Origin of the sequence: Bacillus sp. A01H, assembly GCF_045277205.1 — a bacterium.
Classification (GTDB): Bacteria; Bacillota; Bacilli; order Bacillales; family Bacillaceae_G; genus Bacillus_A; species Bacillus_A paranthracis.
In genome coordinates this window covers 402,098-421,217 of record NZ_CP117702.1, presented here as the reverse complement: position 1 = coordinate 421,217, position 19,120 = coordinate 402,098, and the positions used below count along the sequence as shown (strand labels likewise).

The window sequence follows — 19,120 nt, the reverse complement described above, 5'->3', positions numbered from 1 at the left end:
ATCAGCCTGAATCCAACCTAACCCCTTTGCACTAGCAGAATTTTGAGGTGGGAGTTTTACTGCCTGCAAATAGCGGGATAAAATAAACATGCTAATATCAGTGAAAATCAAGATCAACCTACCATTTTCTCCTGTATTCTTTTCTTACCCTTGTTTTATATAGAATACCTCACTTACTTCTGATACGGTTCACCTTACACTAATAAAATTACTACACTCCATCCCTCTAACTTTCAAAAGTTACACCGTTTCACTACCCTGTGTCTCACTAACACTCGCCTCAAACTTATTAAGCAATGCGCGTACTTCATCCGTTGACTTCGTGCTCATCAATTGATTTCGTAGTTCAGCAGCCCCAGGGAAGCCTTTTACATAAATTTTGAAGAAGCGATGTAATCCTGTTATGGATCTTGGTAATACTTCTGCATATTGATCTTGAAGATCAAGTTGTAGTCTTAAAAGATCTAGATGTTCTTTACTGCTATGCTCTCTTGGTTCTTTTTCGAAAGCAAATGGATTTTTAAAGATTCCTCGTCCAATCATTACGCCATCAATGCCGTATTTTTCAGCAAGTTCCAGCCCAGTTTTACGGTCAGGAATGTCTCCGTTTATCGTTAGGAGCGTATTTGGTGCAATACGATCACGTAATTTTTTAATCTCCGGAATTAGCTCCCAGTGTGCATCTACTTGGCTCATCTCTTCTCTTGTACGTAAGTGAATAGAAAGGTTTGCAATATCTTGTTTAAAAATGTGCGTTAACCAATCTTCCCACTCGCTTAACTCTTTAAAGCCAAGTCTTGTTTTTACGCTGACAGGTAATCCGCCCGCTTTTGCAGCTTGAATAAGTTCTGCCGCAACGTCTGGACGCAAGATAAGGCCACTACCTTTTCCTCTTGATGCTACGTTTGGCACAGGGCAACCCATATTAATATCGATGCCTTTAAATCCTAACTCTGCCATACCAATACTCATTTGACGGAAATATTCAGGATTATCTCCCCAAATATGTGCCACCATTGGCTGTTCATCTTCTGTAAAAATTAAACGACCACGTACGCTTTTCATACCTTCTGGATGACAATAGCTATCTGAGTTTGTGAACTCTGTGAAGAATACATCTGGACGACCAGCTTCACTTACTACGTGACGGAAAACAACGTCTGTCACATCTTCCATTGGTGCAAGTACGAAAAATGGTCGTGGTAAATCACGCCAAAAATTATCTATCATTTCAAATTCAAATCCTCTCACTATGAATACAATTTCAAACTCTCAATAAACCAAAAAGCAGATGGTATAGATTTTCCTATATCAACTGCTTTCCTATTATACCAACTTAAGCCAAGCTACACACTCTACGTGAGTCGTATAAAGTATATCATATCTTTTGGTGTACCCTATATTACTATAGTGCATTCTTTCGCTAAAAAAATAAATTAAAATGTCTTCTTTTTATCTTGAATTAATTTAGTTTATTTTAAGTGTGTGGTCATTTTTGTGGGCAGTGGTCAAAAAAGAGCCGAGTTTATACTTTACTCTTTTTTTGGTCATAAAAATAGACTTTTGTAAAAAACATTTATTATATTTTCGCGGACTCGTTCGTTTGCTAAATGTTTCTAGTTCCTCACAAATGATTTCGAATTTTTCACGGTTGATATCACTTGGATAAGACATACACTCATCTCCTGTTTTTGCAACATCCTAACATGTTTACGAGACTATAAACAGGCTCTAAGATACTATCTCTCAACTGGATAACGATGATTTTATCCCGCATTAACAGGAAGTAAAACTCCCACCTCAAAATTTAGCTTGGGCAAAAAAAGTTAGGTGGGGGTCGCGCTGCCCGTGAGTACCCGATTAGTTTCACTTTTTTTAAACTTATTCTGTATTTCTATTTTAAATCAATCATATAAAACTATTTGTGCTGTACTGTCGTTTAATATTGAGAAAGTTTTTTTCTTGCTAGAACATGTTGTATTTCTTTTGAAAAGCAAGATAATAGAATAGAGTTTAAAATATTCAGAAAAAGGATGGGTTATATTGAGAAAGCAAATTGCAATGCTAACTGTTACAGGCGCACTATTCTCCACAGTTTTGGTTCCTTTTTCCGATGTACAAGCATCGGAAAACACAAAAAAAACTGTAGCAAATCATTCAGAAGCAATACAACCACAATTCATTTCAAATGAATCAAAGGTCCCATACAAGGAGCCTATTCAACCACAAATTATTGAAGGTGAATCAAAATCTCCATTTAAGGATCCTGACATGTCTATGGATCAAAATGGAACATTGATGATTCAAGATGGTGGTGAAAAAGTAATTATAAGTGAAGGAACCTATAATTGGAGATGGTTAGGCAGTTACGATGGAGACAATGTAGCCTGGAGCACATTTGACAAACATATGTCAAGCGCTTTAATGGCTGGACTAGGTGGAAGTATTGCAGGTATAATAGTTAATACTTTTGCCAAAGGTGTTGCTGGTTACATTACTGGTCAACTTATTAATAATATACACAAGAATGCAAATGAAAAAGTTTGGTTTACTGTTCATAAGTTTTATGATTACGATGCTGTTAATGTATATGTCAAGTATCGTGTTTGGGTTTATTCTAGTCCATCTAGAGAAAGAAGTAGTATTATAAAATTCTATGAAGAAATTCACAGAACATAATAAAAAGGTTGTTCCCATTTGGAGCAACCTTTTTATGTAAACCAAGAATTAGTTAGATACACAAATGATATAAAAGCAATAAGTGATAATGTATTATAAAATACTATTTTCTTAGTAGCTCTTTTAAAAATAAAAGGTGCTAAAAATATTAATATACCCATTATATAAATCCAAATTATAGAATTATACCCCAGAAAAAAAACGAGTGAAAAAAAGATTACTATGTTTATGTATTTCTTCTCTTTTTTCCCCATAAATACACTCCCCATCAAAGAACTCTCTTAGTATTATTAGTCAATATATCATTTTTATAAATAATGTCAGTATTTATTATAACACGACTGATACTTACCAATATTGAGAAAATTAGTTAAGAGAGAAAACTGCCTTATTCATCCCCATCACCTTTTATTGATTAGCTACTTTAATCACCTGTTAAAAAATCAATCTTAATTTATATAGGCCGAAATTAGTTTGCCTGTTAGTGTCTTATTTTAAATTATGTTGCATATCAAAAAGGACGGATTTTATTTTTTAATCAAACTATTCTTTTATTTAACTTTAAAATACTCGTAAAACCATTTTCCTTCAGGTCTTTCGTCCATCCAAGCTGTAATCTTATCGAGCTCATCATTTGGTAAAACTTCAGTTTGTAAGTACGCTATACCAGTTGATGGATCAGAAATAACTTGTCCTTTAGTTCCACGTTCGGCCATAGCGTTTAAGACTTCTGGAACTAATGAAACGCCAAACCCTCCAGATTTAACATATTGATAGCCCCCATTAGAAATAGTTTGTTCTGATTGATTCTCTTCTGTAAACCAAGATAATGGCTTGCTGCCAATCAATTGGTTTAAATCACACTTACCTATACCAGGTACATTTCCTGTTTCAGTGTATTGCCAGATATCGCATGGATAAGCTGGTTTATTACCACCATAACGAGGAATCCATACAAAGTCCGCTTTTACATTTGCCATGCCAAAAGGAGCGTACATGTGATGACCGACATATAAACCAACTTTCTTAGCTCCTAAACGGCGTAATTCATCAATAAATGCTTGTGCGCCTGCTCTCATATCTCCCATCGTTTTTACTTCTACATCTGCAACCCAGACTGTTGCATTCTTGTCTCCACGATTCCAGAAGTCACGAGCTTCTATACGCGCATCATTTTCTGAAACAAAACGACAAAACGCATAATTACCAAAAGGGATACCATGTTGTTTCATAGCTTGTACATAACCTTTGTATAAAGGATCTACATAATTCGAACCATCTTGTACACGAGCAATAATAAAATCTACGTATTGCTTTGCTACAGGCCAATTAATATTACCATTCCATTTTGAAATATCTACAATGTAACCCATTATTTATCGTCTCCTTCGCTATTTACATCATGATCAGACCAAATACCTAATGCAATACCAACTGACAGCAAATAAGGTGCTAATTCATCCAAAAAGCTCTTAGCTTCTGGTACACCAAATTTCGTAAATAAAAATCCAAGCAAAGAAAAAACCGCAACCCATGTTTTCCAGTTGCGGAATCGTTTTTTGATATTCTCTTTTGTCATAATTAATTTATCTCCTTTTCTAAAGTATCAATGCGTTTGTGTGCTTGTTTAGAACTTTCCTCTACCCTTGTAATTCTTTCTCCAAATAAAATCATTTGTTTTTCACTTGCCTTTTGATCAATCCGAATATCATCAACCCCTTTCCTGATATAACCTAATTCTGCTCTCATTTCTGCACTTTCTTGTCCATCAGACTTTACAGCCTTTGTTCTATTCAATGAATAGCCAAAATAGCTAACGGCAAGTGATAACACTGCAATAAGTAAACCAATTTCAATAGTCATTTCTTCACTCCTTTTTATGCTGCAAAGAAACTTGGATCCATTCCAAATATCTCTGCAATATCTTCTTCACTTCTATCCTTCAGATAAGATTCGGTCGTTGAAATATCAGAATGGTTAGCAAGCGATTTTAACTTTTCTAGTGGTACTCCTTGTACTTTCAAATTATCTAATCTGCTATGACGGAAACAGTGAGGATTAATTTTAAATTCCTTCCCTTCTTTTTCGTACAGCATCTTAGCAAATATCTTGCACCAATAATTAAATACGCTCTTATTTAACGTTCTTCGTTCACCATTCTTATAAACTCTTACAAACAAATCTGGAATAGTATCTTTACCTCGTTGATTTATATATAAACGAATACATTTCTGTACTCGGGGATTATAATACAATCTGAATTTCTTACCTCGCTTACCACGTACTACATTCGTAAAATAACGTTCTGTTAGTTCTTCTTTTTGAACTTGGTAAACTTCATTCTTCCTTGCCGCACTGTAGTAAGAAAGTGCCAAATAAGTCGCTAACATATATTTTTCTTGTTTAAGTAATTCATCGATTAACCACTCAATTTGTTCTTCACTAATAAAAGTAATTTCTCTGACTGGATTTTTAGGTAATCCACGGACCCGTGAACCTACATTAAATTCATACTCATAGTCATCATCGTCCGCACAAAATTCAAGTGCTGAACGCAATGCACTCATTAATCCATTCACACGTGCATTAGACATTCCCAGCTCTTGAAAAATAATAGATAAGTTTCGAATATCTTTACGTGTTAATTCAGTTAGATTTTTATTTTCGAAGTGTTCATATATTAGAAACAAAATAATTCGTAAATCCCAATTGTATTGTTTTAAAGTGCTTGCCGCTTTCCCTTGTGCTTTCTTTTCGATTAGAAAATCTTTGACTAGGTTTTTGTTTTCTTGGCTAACATGCTTTTCATAAATTGCTTGGTCTACTATTCGTTTCACAATGATCATCTCCTCAAAATAAAAAGAGAAGCGAAATCGCTCCTCTTGATCTATGAATTGAATTTTTACTCAAAGCCGTATTTTGTGCAAAATAAAAAGACCAGCTTATGGCTGCTCTGGTTTCTTATCAATTAAATTTTGAACTAACAATTGTTCTAACACTTCAATTCTACGGTTCATTTGTTTATTCTCTTCTTTTAGCTCTTCAATTTCAGCATCTTTAGCAAGTTTCTCTTCTTGGAATGCTTTTATTTGAATTGCTAAAGAAGAATATATTTCAGCTGCATTTTTTTCTTTTGTAACAAAACACCCAGGAGTATTTTTATCATCTGCAATCCACCCATAGTGAGTTTCTATATCGTTGGTTGTTAGGATTGGATCACTCTCAATACGATTCATTCGTTTCTCGTACAGGTCTTCTATATCTGTTTTCAAGTTGTATTGTCGAATTTGGAGCGCCATAATTTTTTCTATTGCATCAAACTGTACATCACGAATATTTGTTTTGTACTCGCGTTTCGATGCTGTTTGAAATGAAGATGCTGTAACAGCATTAAAAGCGTTCCCTGTTCCATCTTTAACTTGTAGTGTTTTGTATCCATCAACGTTACCGTTACGCAAAGTTACTGTTTGAAAGCGAAGATCCGTTTCGGAGTTGGATGTTGCAACTATATCAAGCATATTTTTACCCTTTAAGTTGAAAACAATAGAAGACTGACAGTCCATCCATACAGATTTAGCCCCGCCTTTTAATGTGACTCCGTCTGTTGCTTCTGCCCAGAACGAACCACCTTTCGCATAATGTCCTATACCTTTACCGGAGTTAATAGTTACATTCCCATTCATTCCGGCACTAAGATTCAAATCACCTGATCTTTTGAAAGCAACTGAGCTTACAAAATAAGGGTCTCCGTTAGAATCTTTTCCGTTTATTATTCCTAAAAATCCTTGTGTTGACTGTTTACTTAGGACAACCGAACCGTCTTGAAAACTAGAATCTCCTCCCAATACAACTGTTGGTTGAATTTGACCTGCGCGATCATTATAGTACCCGAGGTAAACCCTACATAAAGCCGACTCCATTAAACGGATAAATTGCTTTTGAATATGAACGTAATTCGAACTATTGTCTGTTCGTATTGTAGTCCCTTTAAGTTCCTGCGCTTCTAGATACTTTGCTATAGTTGTTCCATCTAACTCTATTTTACCCGCTTGAATTTTAATAGTTTCTGCTGTTTGATTAATAGCTGAAATAATATCGCCTTTTTTCACAGTACTAAGGATATTGGTCTCAGTAATGTGAATACGTCCTTCTAAATCTCTTACATAGGAATCCTTAGCAAATTGTCCATCTGCTTGTATCCTCGTATATACTTCTGTCCTTTTTGCTGCGGCATTGATACCCTGTTCATTAATAGTGAAACGGTTATCAATCATAGTCATTTTCTGATTAAATTGCTCAGTTGCAAGTTTATTAGCTAATTCATCTAATAAAACTTCTTTATTTTGATCAACAGTCTGCTTCAACTCAGGTATCTTAAACCCAGCAACATAGTCCTCTACTTGTTTTAGCTCGACTTTTGCATTGATTGCGGTTGCCTGCTGTTCAAGTTTCGTATTAGCTTCAGTAAGCTTCTTCCCTTGATCTGATACTACATTATTTAAATTACTAACTGTGGAAGATAATCCACTTGCTGTTTGCTCCACGGTACTCATGCGTTTCTCAAATCCAGCTTGGCTATTTTGGACATTTGTTACATTGGTTTTTACACCATCTACACTTTTTTCAATCTCAGTTGTTTTCTTACTGAATTCATCTGTAGAGACATTCTCTTCAGGTGCCGGCTGCCATTCAGTAGCAATGTTACCTATTTCAATTTGAACATTCTTAATATATCTTTCACCTTCGTTTCCGGTGTGTCCATATATATAAAAATGAGCCCCTTTAGAAACATCATACTTATCATGTAGTTTTAAAGTTTGTGAGTATCTAACCCACTTCTTCATCTTATCTACACCTATTGAGAATTGACCACTATGAAACGTTTGATTTGAATTACCTTCAATGAAATGGTATAGACCACCAGTAATATTATTTGATCCACTTTCTGTCCAAATATCCATACTAATAGTTATTTCTTTTCCTGCGATGTCTCCTTTTTCGAAATCATCTATAATAGGTTGATTCAGTCCTAACCAACGACCAGGAAGACCAATAAAGCTATTCTTACTTATCATAGCTAGTACAGGGTATCCGAATTTTTTCACATCTAAGTGAGCGTGATACCCCTTTTCAGGTTGTTGAACACCACCGTTAAATTCACCCTGCCAATTCGAAAGTTGTAACGTTCCGTTTAATGCGTTGTCCCATCCTCTTTTATCGTTAGTGATATATCTTTTAAAATCTGTATTAAGTAGGAAGTTACGACCGCCAGGTTTTAAGTTAGTAACTTTCCCTGTAACTTCTGTTAATTTCTCGCTAATCTTCCCTGCTTCTGTCTTTATTTCAGATGTAACTTTAGTGAACGTATTTGTATCTGCGTAATTATCATCAGACTTTTTATAATCACTAAGTATTTTTCCTCTTTCAATTTGTGGTTTCATAGCATAGAACACTTTACCTTTATTACCATCTTGGCAATAAAAAGTTACAGTTCCATTGTTGTTTTTAGTTGTAACCTCAAATGTATATCTGTGCCTAATCCACTCATCTGTAAGTTCCATAGTTATTGATTTAGGTAGATTAGTAGCGGCTTCGGCTGTAATATTAACCTTCATCCCTGGTACACCCTTTACCCACAAACTAACTGTGTAAAAACCTAAAGGTAACGGAACTATTGTATTAATGCCTTTTCCGCCAATTCTTTGATAAAAACCACAAGCGGTATCAACTTTAGGCGTTACTACCAATACACCATGATCGTTTTCTTCTGAGAAAGTAAGATCTGCGTTTAGTGTAGCCCAACCAAAAGGATTTTTTTACCATCAAACTCTGTATTGTAATATAGGTTAGTTGTACCAACTTGTAAATCATTCATATTCGTTTCAATACGTTCGATTGTTTGTTTCGTTCCATTAGCATCTTGTTCAACTGTATTTAATTTATTACTAATTTCAGTATCTTTTTTCGTTAAAGTCTCAATAGAAGTTTTAAATCCAGCTGAGGTTTGTTCTATTTGAGTCACTTTTTTATTAATATTACCTTGTTCGTTTTGCACATCAGAAATTGTACGACTGACACCTTGTAAAGTTTCCTTCACTTCATTGACTTGTCCTGTTGCTTGATTTTGCGCTTCTTGTACTTTTTGATTTAACTCTGTTTTTGTCGACTCAATATCTTTATTAACCTGTTCAAGTGTTTCTTTCTTGACCGATTCCACATCAGGAACTACCGGTTCCCAAATACCATCTTTCCAGAGCTTTAAAATGCCCGGCTTACCATTAGAAATATCTAACCATAATGTTTTTCTATCTTTAAGCCCTGTTGTTGGTGGATACTTAGATTCAATGATTTCAACGGTATTATTTTTAATATTCTCCTGCACTTTTTCAGCCAGTATTTTTGCTGCTTCTGACTCCTTCTTTGCATTACTAGCCGTTTCATTAGCTTCTTTCACTAATTTATCTAGCTGATCTATCATGTCTTGTTTATTACCTAGTGAACTAAGAATACGATTGTAAATTTTTCTTAATTCCTCATTCGGATCAATAATCTCATGATAATCTCCAAATACATATTTATCTTGCAATGGATTTTTATATGATTCATCACCAGCAATCGCCCTTGCTTCTAGATACAATTTAGGCGTAAATCCCGTATCTTTAATTCGAATTGTATCGCCCTCATTAATTAACTCATGGGCTAGTCCGAACACACGACCAATTGATTGTGCTTCAACTTCGTATAAAACAGATGCATTTACACGTTTTTTTAACTCTGTATTCATAAGAGTCATCAAACGTTTGGCATCCATATCATCATTTTCTGTCTCCGGACTATAGAAACCAAATTTATGATTCCCTTTCTCGTTCCATCTTTGAAAAGCATCATTGTCCACAAGATAAGGAACACCGTTATTTATTTCTGTAATAGTAATAAATTCTCCGCCTTCTTTTTTTACGAAACCTAGTAAGGCTGTACAAATGTTTTGGGAGTTTTCAATCCGTTTAATTCCTAGCAAGTCTTTACCAAGGGTTATTTCTTTCCCTGTTTCTTGACCACGCCTTTTCACCATATCTACATAACGTCCAACGATTTGAGAGCCTACAACTTCAGCACGGTATTGTATTTCTAGTTCAAATAATGATGCTATCTTTTTTAGAAAGCTTAATGGATCAATAAATTCATCAATAGTCATAGAACGGAAACTAGCATATTCTAAATTTCCTTTTTTCCACTTCGTACCTGCAAGAGCGATATCAACCATTTCAATTACTGTCTTACCTTCTAATTTTTGTGGAGGGATAATTCCAGATTTAGCAAGTTGAATCCATTCTCCTGATGCATAAGCAATCACTGATCTATCATCGGATTTCTTTTCAATTTCAGTAATTACATAAGGAACGATACGACCATCGCGCACTTCTTTTAACACTAGGTTTTGCTGCATAAGTGTGGATGAATGCCTTGTATTATCAAATACATGAAACTCTAATGTATCGATGTTATTCTTGATTTCCCAATGTCTTTTATCATCCCAATAATCTATAGGCTGAATAGATGCTACAATTTGTTCTGTTTTAAAATCAACAACATGCAATTCACCACTTGGCGTTTTCATCTATATCTCTCCCTGTAACTGATTGTAGCTGCAACATCTGGTGGCATAATATCAATACGATTATCTCCACGTATGATTTTAGGAAACTCGCTGAATATATCTTTAATATTGATAGCGTCTTTCCCATTAATCGTAACAAGACTTCTTTCTGTATCAATTATCACTTTGTCTCCTGCATCGAAAATATAAGGCTTTGTATTAGAAGGAACTTTATTTATTTTCCAAATCTTTAAATCATCTATTTGTATTACATCAACTGGTTGGTTGTTATCCCACTTACATACTGCAATCATAACTTGTGCAATTTTTCGGTTAGTCATCGGATTTCCCGTTTCATCGATCCAACGCTCAACAATTGAAGCATCATCGATTTCTGTCCCATCTCTGAAACGAGCTACATAAACAGTCCACTCTTTACCTCGTCTCGCAATACGTAACCTACCGTAAAATTGATTAAATGTATTAGGGTGCGCTCCACTTGTGTCTACTAGTTTTCGTATACTATTGGGTGTTCCGGCATTTCCAATTCGCATGTAAGCTTTTGTGATTTCAGCATCCCAATATAAATCGCTCATGTTGATTCGTGCGACAATATTACTTGCATCATCCAAAAGCAATACCTCGACACGCCCCATTTCCCCAATACTTTTAGATTTCAAACGCATCCATGCTTCCATTTCGAAATCTTGAATAGGGCCGCCTGGAATGTTTTTCTTAGCTATTGCTCCGTGGAATCCTTTCTCTTGTCCGTAATCTTCACAATATAATGCGTAACCATCCCTTGATTTAAAACTACCTGTACCTTTCATTTCTTCAACTTGCCCCGTAACAGGAGTCCACCCTATAGGTGAAGCCATTTCATCCCATAACACACGCTCACGCTCTTGTACCGTTGTTTCCTCCACAGTAAGGGGATAACCAATACGGAAATAGTTTCGTTCTGAAGGATATTTACCAAACCATACATCTAAAAAGGTGCTTGGTTTTTTTACAGTCATTTCAATTAATGCTGGAGCTTCTACGCTTCCTTTATTCGTGAAATAAGAAGTAATCTCAGTAGACCAACTTTGTTTGAAAGTGTGAGTTTGTACTTTTCCTAATTTATAAGGCATCGGACAAATAAATTTAATTGTACCAATTCCAAGTGTTACAAATTCATCTGGATCAAAGCTATCATCTACAACAGCTAAATATGTTCTATTTTGTTCTACATCGAAAGTAAGCTCTGTTGGTTGATCTGTAATTAACCAATCCGCAATTTCTTCTTTTATGATTTCTAAATCAGCTCCATCAGGAACGATAATTCCTACAGGAATAGATAGAACACGCATTTCCGTTTGTGTGTTTAATAGTCTCGCGCCTGGATAACCAGGAACACTTAAAAAATTCCTTTTTAATGGCGCCCAAGTTGGTCTTTTCCATCCTTTTGCGATTTGAATAAAGTCTTTTCGTTCGTTATTAAATGTAAAAGAACTCATGTTGACACCTCATTTCTTTATAAAACAAAAGAAACCCAAACCTAAAAGGCTGAGTTTCTTTGTTCTTCTCTTTCTTGATATTCTTTCGTATATCGATAAGTACCGCGCGCCACATCTCTTCCCTCTAAAATAACAGGAACTTCCACAACTAAATCACCACCAAGCATTGGAATTACTCCACCGCCAGACGATTCAGACGAATAATTAACTACTTGATTCGATATGCTGCTTGTCATAGCTTGTCTGCTATTAGACATATTTCCATATACACCACTCATAACAGTTTTCAAGCCTGATAATTGATTCATAGAACTAGCCATCATACGACTCATATCACCCATTAATTGATTCATAGTTCCAGTAATACCAAGTGATTTTTCTTTTGATGATAAAGGTGTAACCGTAATGGAATTACCTTTCTTAGTAAATAATTCTGGTCCAGCTTCTCCAGTAATAAATGAACCATCACCTACAGGCTTTCCGCCCTTAGCAAGCATCGGTACATATGGAATCGTAGGAGCGCTCACACCAGGGATTCTATTCAATAATTGTGCTGGTGTATTAAATGCATAAATGAATTTATTTATCATATAAATAAGTCCGTTAATAGCCGCTTTTATACCACTTTTAATTCCACTCCACACAGCCAGTATAGCTGATTGCATACCTTGGAACGCGCCAATAACAGCCCTTGTTACCCAGTTTACAGGTGTCATAATTGCATCTGTCAATCCACTCCATATTGATGCTGCTGTATATCTAATCCCATCCCAAATACTTGCAAGAGTAGATTTAATACCATTCCATACACTGACGCTTGCACTACTAATCCTATTCCAAACTGTTGAAATAGCCTCTTTAATGTTATTAAAAATAGACCTTGCTATAGAAACGATTGAATTCCATAAACTAGATAAGTAGTTTGTTACAGCGTTCCATACCGCACTTGTAGTAGAACTAATCGTGTTCCATGTATTTATAATCCATCCTTTTATCGAATTAAAAATTGGTACCACAAATGCAACTATTCCATTCCAACACGATTGTAAGAAGCTCTTAATAGCATTCCATACAGTCATTGTTGCGGAACTGATTGTATCCCACACGATAATGATCCAAGACTTGATTTGTTCGAAAATCGGCATAACAAATGCTACAAGCCCATTCCAACAAGAAACTAAGAAATTCTTAATCGTTTCCCATACAAAACTTGTAGTAGAACTAACGGTATTCCAGCATTCAGAAATAAAATTCTTTATACCTTCAAATACTGGTGTAGCAAAGTATAAAATAGCCGTCCAAATCGCTTGTAAGTATTGAGTAATGAAATTCCATACAGTTTGAATCACTGTAGAAATACCATTCCAAATCATAGAGAAGAAATCAGCAATCCCTTGTAAAATAGGAGTTAAAAAGGCAACTAAACCATTCCATGTCTCTTGGAAGAAGGTTGAAATAGAAGTCCATACTTCGGTGAATAAAGTTGCTATTCCTTGTAAAACAGAAGTAAGGTATTCCACAATTCCATTCCAAATTTCCATACAGAAATTAAAAATAGAAGTCCAAATACCAATGTATGCTTCTAAAATGGCGGTTCCCCAAGTTACAACAAACTCAACTATTCCATTCCATAAGCCTATTAAAAACTCCTTAATTGAGTTCCAAACTTCCGACGTAGTTTCACTAATACTATTCCATGTTTCACTTGCCCATTGTACTATGCTATCCCATATTCCTACTAAGAACTCTCCAATTGCATTCCATGTATCCACGGTCCATTTCGTTATAGAATCCCAATTTTGATAAATTGCTACAGCTAAAGCGACAACTGCGGCTACAACAATTGCGATTAATGCTACCCATCCCATCATTGCAGCCCCTATACTCGATATGACGACAACTATTGGCGCTAACGCCATAAACGCTCCTGAAATTACACCTATAGCTACTGCTATAGCTGCTAATGTAGCTGCTAACTTTGGATTATTAGAAATCCAATCCGCAATTTTAGCAATAACATCAGCTATAACTCCGAGAACAGGTTTGAGAGCCATTTGTAAATCTTGCATCGCTTTTTGAAACTTAACTGCTGGATTTGCATCCATTTTCTTAATGGAATCATTCAATTTATCTTGTTGCTTCCCAAAATCAATTGTTTTATCTTTTGCACCTAGTAAAGTGTTAATGATATTTTGCCCTTGATCTTCATACATCGTACCAAAAAATTTAACACCTAGTTCATTACGTTTTGTTTCGTCATCGACCTCTGATAAAGCCTGTGCAATTTCAGTCATAGCTGCGGAACCTTCTTTACCACCGTTAGCTACAGCTTTTCCCCACTTTTCAACTTGTTCTGCTGAAATTTTTGTACCCTCAAGAGCTTCTGTCATAGCTTTATCAACGCCTTGGCCAAATTCAGCCGCTTTGATACGACCTTCTTTCAGTCCATCTAAGAGATTATCGATATTCCATGTTCCAGTTTCAACCCCAGCTTCCATAATCGTTTGTACTTCTTCAGCGTTATATCCTGCACGCGTCAGTTGCCCACCATATTCAGCAATAATATCTAATTGTTCTGGTGGAAATCCTATTCTAAGTAAAGCATCAGCCATACTGAGAGCACCATCTTGCGAAATCCCTAATTCATTCCCAATTTCATTCGTTTCTTGGATTAATTCAGTAAAATCTATCCCTTCATAAGATTGAGCAATTGCCGCTGCACCTTTTACTATCGCTGCATTCGCTTCATCACTGACATCTTTATTTAAAGCCCACTGTCTACGCACGCCTGCAAGAGATTCCTCGGCGTCTAATCCATAAGCAGAAATACCCCTTACAGCTTCCTCAACTGATTTTTTCGATGACTCCGGAACATCAAAAGCAATATCAATCTTTGTTTGTAATTTTGACATATCCATTGCTTTTTCAATTGCGGTTGAAATTCCACCACCTGCTGCCATACCACCAATGACATTTTCTAATCCTATTTTTAAGCCCTCGAATTTCTTCTCTGTTCTGCTAGCCTCTTGCTGTAAGTCCCTTAATTCATTTCGTACTTGTTGAATAGAATTACCAGAATCTACAGATCGTAGCGCTCGCTGTAATTTTTCAATATCACCTTCCGCTCCTAACGCCTCACGACCAATAAGACCAATCGCTTGGTCTAATTGTCTACTTGTTGCTGCGCCGCTTTTAATTGCATTCACAAGACGATTTCCTAATGCTCCTGCAAAATCATCAACACTTTTCCCAGTTGCGCTAAATAATGTTTCTAATTGCCTTGTGGAACTCGCTACATTATCTTGTTCAGCCTTCATATTTCCAAGCTTATTTTTCAGACCATTAAGAGACCCTTCTGTAAATTCAATCTCACGCCTAAAAGCACGATATTGTTCTTCAGAAATTTTACCGTTTTGAAATTGGGCTTGTACTTGTTGTTCCGCTGCCTTTAATTTATCTAATTTCTGCGTTGTATTTTCTATTTGTTGTGTGAGCAACTGTTGTTTTTGTGCTAATGCTTCCACATTACCAGGATCAAACTTTAGCAACCGTTCAACATCTTTCAACTCTTTTGTTAAATCATTACTACGTTTATTTACGTCTTTTAAAGCATTTTGAAGACCTGTGGTTTCGCCACCAATTTCAATTGTAATTCCTTTGATTCTCCCTGCCATTTTCTCACCCCTTTCTTAGAACGAATCGAAGTCTTTTTGACCTGCTTTACGTGTTTTTTCTTTGTCTGGATTCTCCATTTCAGCAAATTCAGCAATGTAATCAAAGCAATCACCGATTGTCATATCTTCTAAATCCCAACTTGTTAGTTTTGCTTTATAACAAAGTGCAAGGAACGTATCAGTGGTTAATTCTTCATCACTGAAAGTCCCTTGCTCTCCATTACTTTTCTTTATTTTTTTTTTGCGCCCATCGTACTTTGAATCATGTCCATAATTTCTGGAAGAATCTCAGAGATAGGGAACTCATCAAAACCATCTAACCACGTAATTGGATCAGCAATTTCTGAGTTTGCTGTTTTTGCATATAACCAAACTAGATCATAAACAACCTCAAAATCTACTTTACTAAAATCTATGTTTGCTAAATCAATAGTTGCTCCAGCTTGAGGATTTGAAGGAGCAATAACTCCTAATTTGAGCATATCTGCAAATAAATCACGTCTAAATTGTGCTTTATATCGTTTAACTGTTGCTGCTGTACTTTTTAATCTGACTTGTTTTCCGTCTATTGTAATTGTCTTTTCCATTTACTATTACGCTCCTTTTGGTGCTGCTGGTTTTTTAACGTACACTTCTTTGTACCAATTATCATAAATAGCTTGAGTTGTTTTAGATGTTGTCTTCGTTTTAACCATTGGTCTTCCGCCAGGCGCTAAAATCAGTGGGCTAGCAACGAATTTCAATTCATTCGTATTTGGTTCAGCGGAATTCGTTTTTGATTTAGATGAAATGTTAGGACGACTCGCTGAACAGTTATACATAACATGTCGGGTTGCTTTTACATCGCCATCAAATTCAAATAATAGTGCGAATGGTTGACCTTTTGCATCAGCTAACTCATTTAATACACCATCCGTTTCATCTAACTGCTCACCCAATGCATCGATAGCAAATTGTTCTGGAATAGTAGCGATATTCAGAGTCCCTTCGTAACCTTGGTTATTATCTGCTGAATAATAAAGCATATCGTCTGCGTAGAATTCAATTAAATCACCGCGTGGCTCATTTGTTAGTTCAACTGCACCAGGCATTGGAATTGGCGTTTTAAATGTAACGACCCCATCAATTACGTTGTATGGTACATAATGAACATTTTTTAAACCATAAGATACTTTATTTTCTGGCATTTACATCAACCTCGTTTCATATATTTTTTGATACATTTTTTCAGATTCAATAAAAGTCCCATACGAGTCATAAGGAATTTCATGATCGTCTAGGACTTTTTCAAGTTTTGCTTCTGCAACTAAATCTTTTTTAGCTGTGTAAAGCTCAATATTTGCATCGTCTATCTTGTGATAAACTTTATTATCAGCCATTAAATTTGCTGATCCATCCACAAGAAAACAAATATAAGGTGGTGCTGGTACTGGCTTCGTTGGTGTTGCTGTGAAATGCGAATAAGCCACAGGATAACCTGTAGCTTCAAGGATTTTTGTTAATTCACCTAATGTCATTATTCAAGCGCCCTTTCAATCCGTCTTGGTAATTCATTAATTACATACTCTTCCACTGGACGAATATGCACTTGAGCTGGAACACGCCCACCACCAGCCTTTGCATGGCCGTTTTCCAAAAGATGCGTTAGTTGTCCTTTTGTATTGTGGACGATAACGCTATTACCTTCTTTTTTCTTACGCCACCCTTTACGATAACCACCTGTTTTTTTTGGACTATCTTGCTTTAATTTATCTACAGCAATATCAGCAACTTCTTCTTGCGCTGTCAACAATTCTTCTTCCACAACATGGGCATATCTTTGTAATTCTCTAGCAAGTTCGCTCGCAAAATCGTTCATATTAAACATGCTCCTTTGCGATAATAGTCAATGTTTGATACATTTCATCATCATTCATTGGTGGTTCGATAATATCAAAGATACGATCCTTCATTTTAATTCGCATTAATTCTGTAATACCTGTTATATAAGGAATTACAAAACGATAAATTCGTGTAGACTGTGAAGCCGAAGCTTCAATATACTCCGAACCTTTTACCGTTTTTATCATTGCCCACGCTTTTTTTACTTCTTGCCAATTACCTGTTTCAACTTCTTGATTTAGTTCATCTTTTATTACTTCAGGTTGTTCAATGATAATTCGATTTCTACAATCGCCAGTATTCAGTGGTTTCTTGTATTGGAAAGGACGCATATTACTCACCGTCCAATTTAATTTCTTCTAATGCTTTATCGATGCCTAAACTATTAATCTGACTTAAAAAATTCTTGTCAAAATACTCTAATGCATCGTTATAAACATAACGAGAGCGTTCAAAGACTAATTCTTTGAACTCCTCGTCATTATTTAAATCATAATCTCCACAAACCCTAAGTAACGCCTTGTTAGACGTAGAAAGGATGCGCTTTAGGTTATCATCTTCCTCATCACCTAAGTGCATCCTCTCTTTAAACTCCTGTATAATTACATCTGAAATGATTGTATCCATTCACATCATCCTTGTGTCGGTGGTGTTACTTCTTCAAGTTTCAATGTATAAACTTGCGAAGTGTATTTATCCTTTGGTTTACCTGTAGCATATTGTTTAGCAATATAAACTGTCGCATCTTCTAAAGCTAGTGTTTCTTCATATTTTTTGATTGGCTCTGTTCCACCCATCGCTGCAATGTATTCCCCTTTAACAAAGAACACCACTTGTCCTTGAGGTACAAATACAGATTCTGTTGGGATTGGGTTAAAAGGTAAGCTCGTTACATATACACCCGCCGCATTTTGAATTGTAGCATTTGCTTGAATGTCAAAAGTATCGAATGGATTTGTTACCATAACTACTTTACCAGCAATATTTTTTGGTCGATTTGCATCTGTTTTACCATCAGGATTTAATTTTTTAGCCAATAATTTGACCACGCCTTTTAATTCATTAATTGTTTTGCGACCTGGTTCAAACGTTAAAGTCCCAGCAACTTTTTTATCTGGATATACTCCATTCGTGACACTTCCGCTAGGGTCTTTTAATAATCCAATAGGTTCATTTTTACCCGTACCAGCTACAAAACCACGTTCTAAACCTACTGACATTGCTTCCATAATCATAGTACGAACATATCGTTCCACCCATACTGGACCAAGCTTCAACATATCATTTGCTAATGGAATAAATGCTGTTAATTTCAGTTGAGTAATTGATTCTTTTCGGAATGCAGCATTTAATTGCCCTTTAATATCACCAAATAACGGTCCCCATACAGCTGCACCATCTGGATCTCCATATATAAATTCTGTCACGGCTCCTAAATTCTCTAAACCGATATGCTCTAGCAACGGATGACCCTGAACTAAATCATCAAAAATTCTCTCTTGTGTTGTTTTAGGTAAAGTCTCAGTAGATTTAAACCCACCATCTTCAACAACTGCATTAAAGAATTTCATTTCCTCACTTGTTAGTACATTAGCACCGCGAGATTGCATAATAGAACGATCTACCATTGATTCATTCACTTGATTTAAAATATCTGAACGAACATCTGTAGCAAGTGCTTCAATCATGGAATTTAACGCTGCTGATTGTTCTTCTGCTGTACCTTCCTGTGTTGCTTTCGCAAAAGCCAGTTTCTTCTCTTCGAAATTATTAAACTTAATAACCATATT

The 19,120-nt window shown here is 35.8% G+C and carries 16 protein-coding genes and 1 pseudogene; 1 reads left to right on the top strand and 16 read right to left on the bottom strand.

What is annotated here, in order from left to right; genetic code table 11:
* Positions 1–240 precede the first annotated feature (240 nt).
* Positions 241–1,230, bottom strand: a complete 990-nt coding sequence (locus PSR14_RS02340) for a tRNA-dihydrouridine synthase (protein ID WP_000566689.1) — start codon at positions 1,228–1,230, stop codon at positions 241–243.
* An 813-nt stretch (positions 1,231–2,043) separates the two neighbouring features.
* Here PSR14_RS02340 and PSR14_RS02335 point away from each other — a divergent pair.
* Entirely contained in the window at positions 2,044–2,679 is a 636-nt protein-coding gene (locus PSR14_RS02335; protein ID WP_406644138.1) for a hypothetical protein, read from the top strand.
* 551 nt (positions 2,680–3,230) lie between these two features.
* Here PSR14_RS02335 and PSR14_RS02330 read toward each other — a convergent pair.
* The 15 genes and pseudogenes from PSR14_RS02330 to PSR14_RS02260 all read right to left on the bottom strand — a co-directional run bounded on the left by PSR14_RS02330 (position 3,231) and on the right by PSR14_RS02260 (position 19,117).
* A complete protein-coding gene (locus tag PSR14_RS02330; RefSeq protein WP_406644137.1) occupies positions 3,231–4,052 on the bottom strand; it encodes a GH25 family lysozyme in 822 nt (273 codons plus the stop codon).
* Positions 4,052–4,258 carry a hypothetical protein gene (locus PSR14_RS02325; RefSeq protein WP_000159645.1) on the bottom strand — a complete coding sequence of 69 codons (207 nt, stop codon included), beginning with the start codon at positions 4,256–4,258 and terminating at the stop codon, positions 4,052–4,054. Before PSR14_RS02325 ends, PSR14_RS02330 begins: the two co-directional genes overlap by 1 nt.
* Positions 4,259–4,260: 2 nt before the next feature.
* On the bottom strand, positions 4,261–4,542 hold the full coding sequence (locus PSR14_RS02320) for a hypothetical protein (RefSeq protein WP_406644136.1): 282 nt from the start codon (positions 4,540–4,542) through the stop codon (positions 4,261–4,263).
* A gap of 14 nt (positions 4,543–4,556) precedes the next feature.
* A complete protein-coding gene (locus PSR14_RS02315; RefSeq protein WP_406644135.1) occupies positions 4,557–5,516 on the bottom strand; it encodes a tyrosine-type recombinase/integrase in 960 nt (319 codons plus the stop codon).
* 105 nt (positions 5,517–5,621) lie between these two features.
* A complete protein-coding gene (locus PSR14_RS02310) occupies positions 5,622–8,294 on the bottom strand; it encodes a tail fiber domain-containing protein (protein ID WP_406644134.1) in 2,673 nt (890 codons plus the stop codon).
* A gap of 215 nt (positions 8,295–8,509) precedes the next feature.
* A pseudogene (locus PSR14_RS02305) lies at positions 8,510–10,297 on the bottom strand (phage tail spike protein); the annotation flags it as partial.
* Positions 10,294–11,775 carry a distal tail protein Dit gene (locus tag PSR14_RS02300; protein WP_406644133.1) on the bottom strand — a complete coding sequence of 494 codons (1,482 nt, stop codon included), beginning with the start codon at positions 11,773–11,775 and terminating at the stop codon, positions 10,294–10,296. The pseudogene PSR14_RS02305 and the gene PSR14_RS02300, both read right to left, overlap by 4 nt.
* 41 nt (positions 11,776–11,816) lie before the next feature.
* A complete protein-coding gene (locus PSR14_RS02295; protein WP_406644131.1) occupies positions 11,817–15,449 on the bottom strand; it encodes a DUF2207 domain-containing protein in 3,633 nt (1,210 codons plus the stop codon).
* A gap of 230 nt (positions 15,450–15,679) precedes the next feature.
* Complete coding sequence (locus tag PSR14_RS02290; protein ID WP_406644130.1) at positions 15,680–16,036, bottom strand: hypothetical protein; 357 nt, start codon at positions 16,034–16,036, stop codon at positions 15,680–15,682.
* A 6-nt stretch (positions 16,037–16,042) separates the two neighbouring features.
* On the bottom strand, positions 16,043–16,636 hold the full coding sequence (locus tag PSR14_RS02285; RefSeq protein WP_406644129.1) for a major tail protein: 594 nt from the start codon (positions 16,634–16,636) through the stop codon (positions 16,043–16,045).
* Positions 16,637–16,966 (bottom strand): hypothetical protein, encoded by a 330-nt coding sequence (locus PSR14_RS02280; RefSeq protein ID WP_406644128.1) that lies wholly within the window; start codon positions 16,964–16,966, stop codon positions 16,637–16,639.
* Positions 16,966–17,307 carry an HK97 gp10 family phage protein gene (locus tag PSR14_RS02275; RefSeq protein WP_406644127.1) on the bottom strand — a complete coding sequence of 114 codons (342 nt, stop codon included), beginning with the start codon at positions 17,305–17,307 and terminating at the stop codon, positions 16,966–16,968. The genes PSR14_RS02280 and PSR14_RS02275 overlap by 1 nt, the downstream gene beginning before the upstream one ends.
* A 1-nt stretch (position 17,308) precedes the next feature.
* Positions 17,309–17,662 carry a phage head closure protein gene (locus PSR14_RS02270; RefSeq protein ID WP_406644125.1) on the bottom strand — a complete coding sequence of 118 codons (354 nt, stop codon included), beginning with the start codon at positions 17,660–17,662 and terminating at the stop codon, positions 17,309–17,311.
* A 1-nt stretch (position 17,663) separates the two neighbouring features.
* Positions 17,664–17,957: a hypothetical protein gene (locus PSR14_RS02265; protein WP_406644124.1), complete on the bottom strand. Its 294-nt coding sequence runs from the start codon at positions 17,955–17,957 to the stop codon at positions 17,664–17,666.
* Between the two features lie 5 nt (positions 17,958–17,962).
* Positions 17,963–19,117: a phage major capsid protein gene (locus PSR14_RS02260; protein ID WP_406644123.1), complete on the bottom strand. Its 1,155-nt coding sequence runs from the start codon at positions 19,115–19,117 to the stop codon at positions 17,963–17,965.
* Positions 19,118–19,120: the final 3 nt, after the last annotated feature.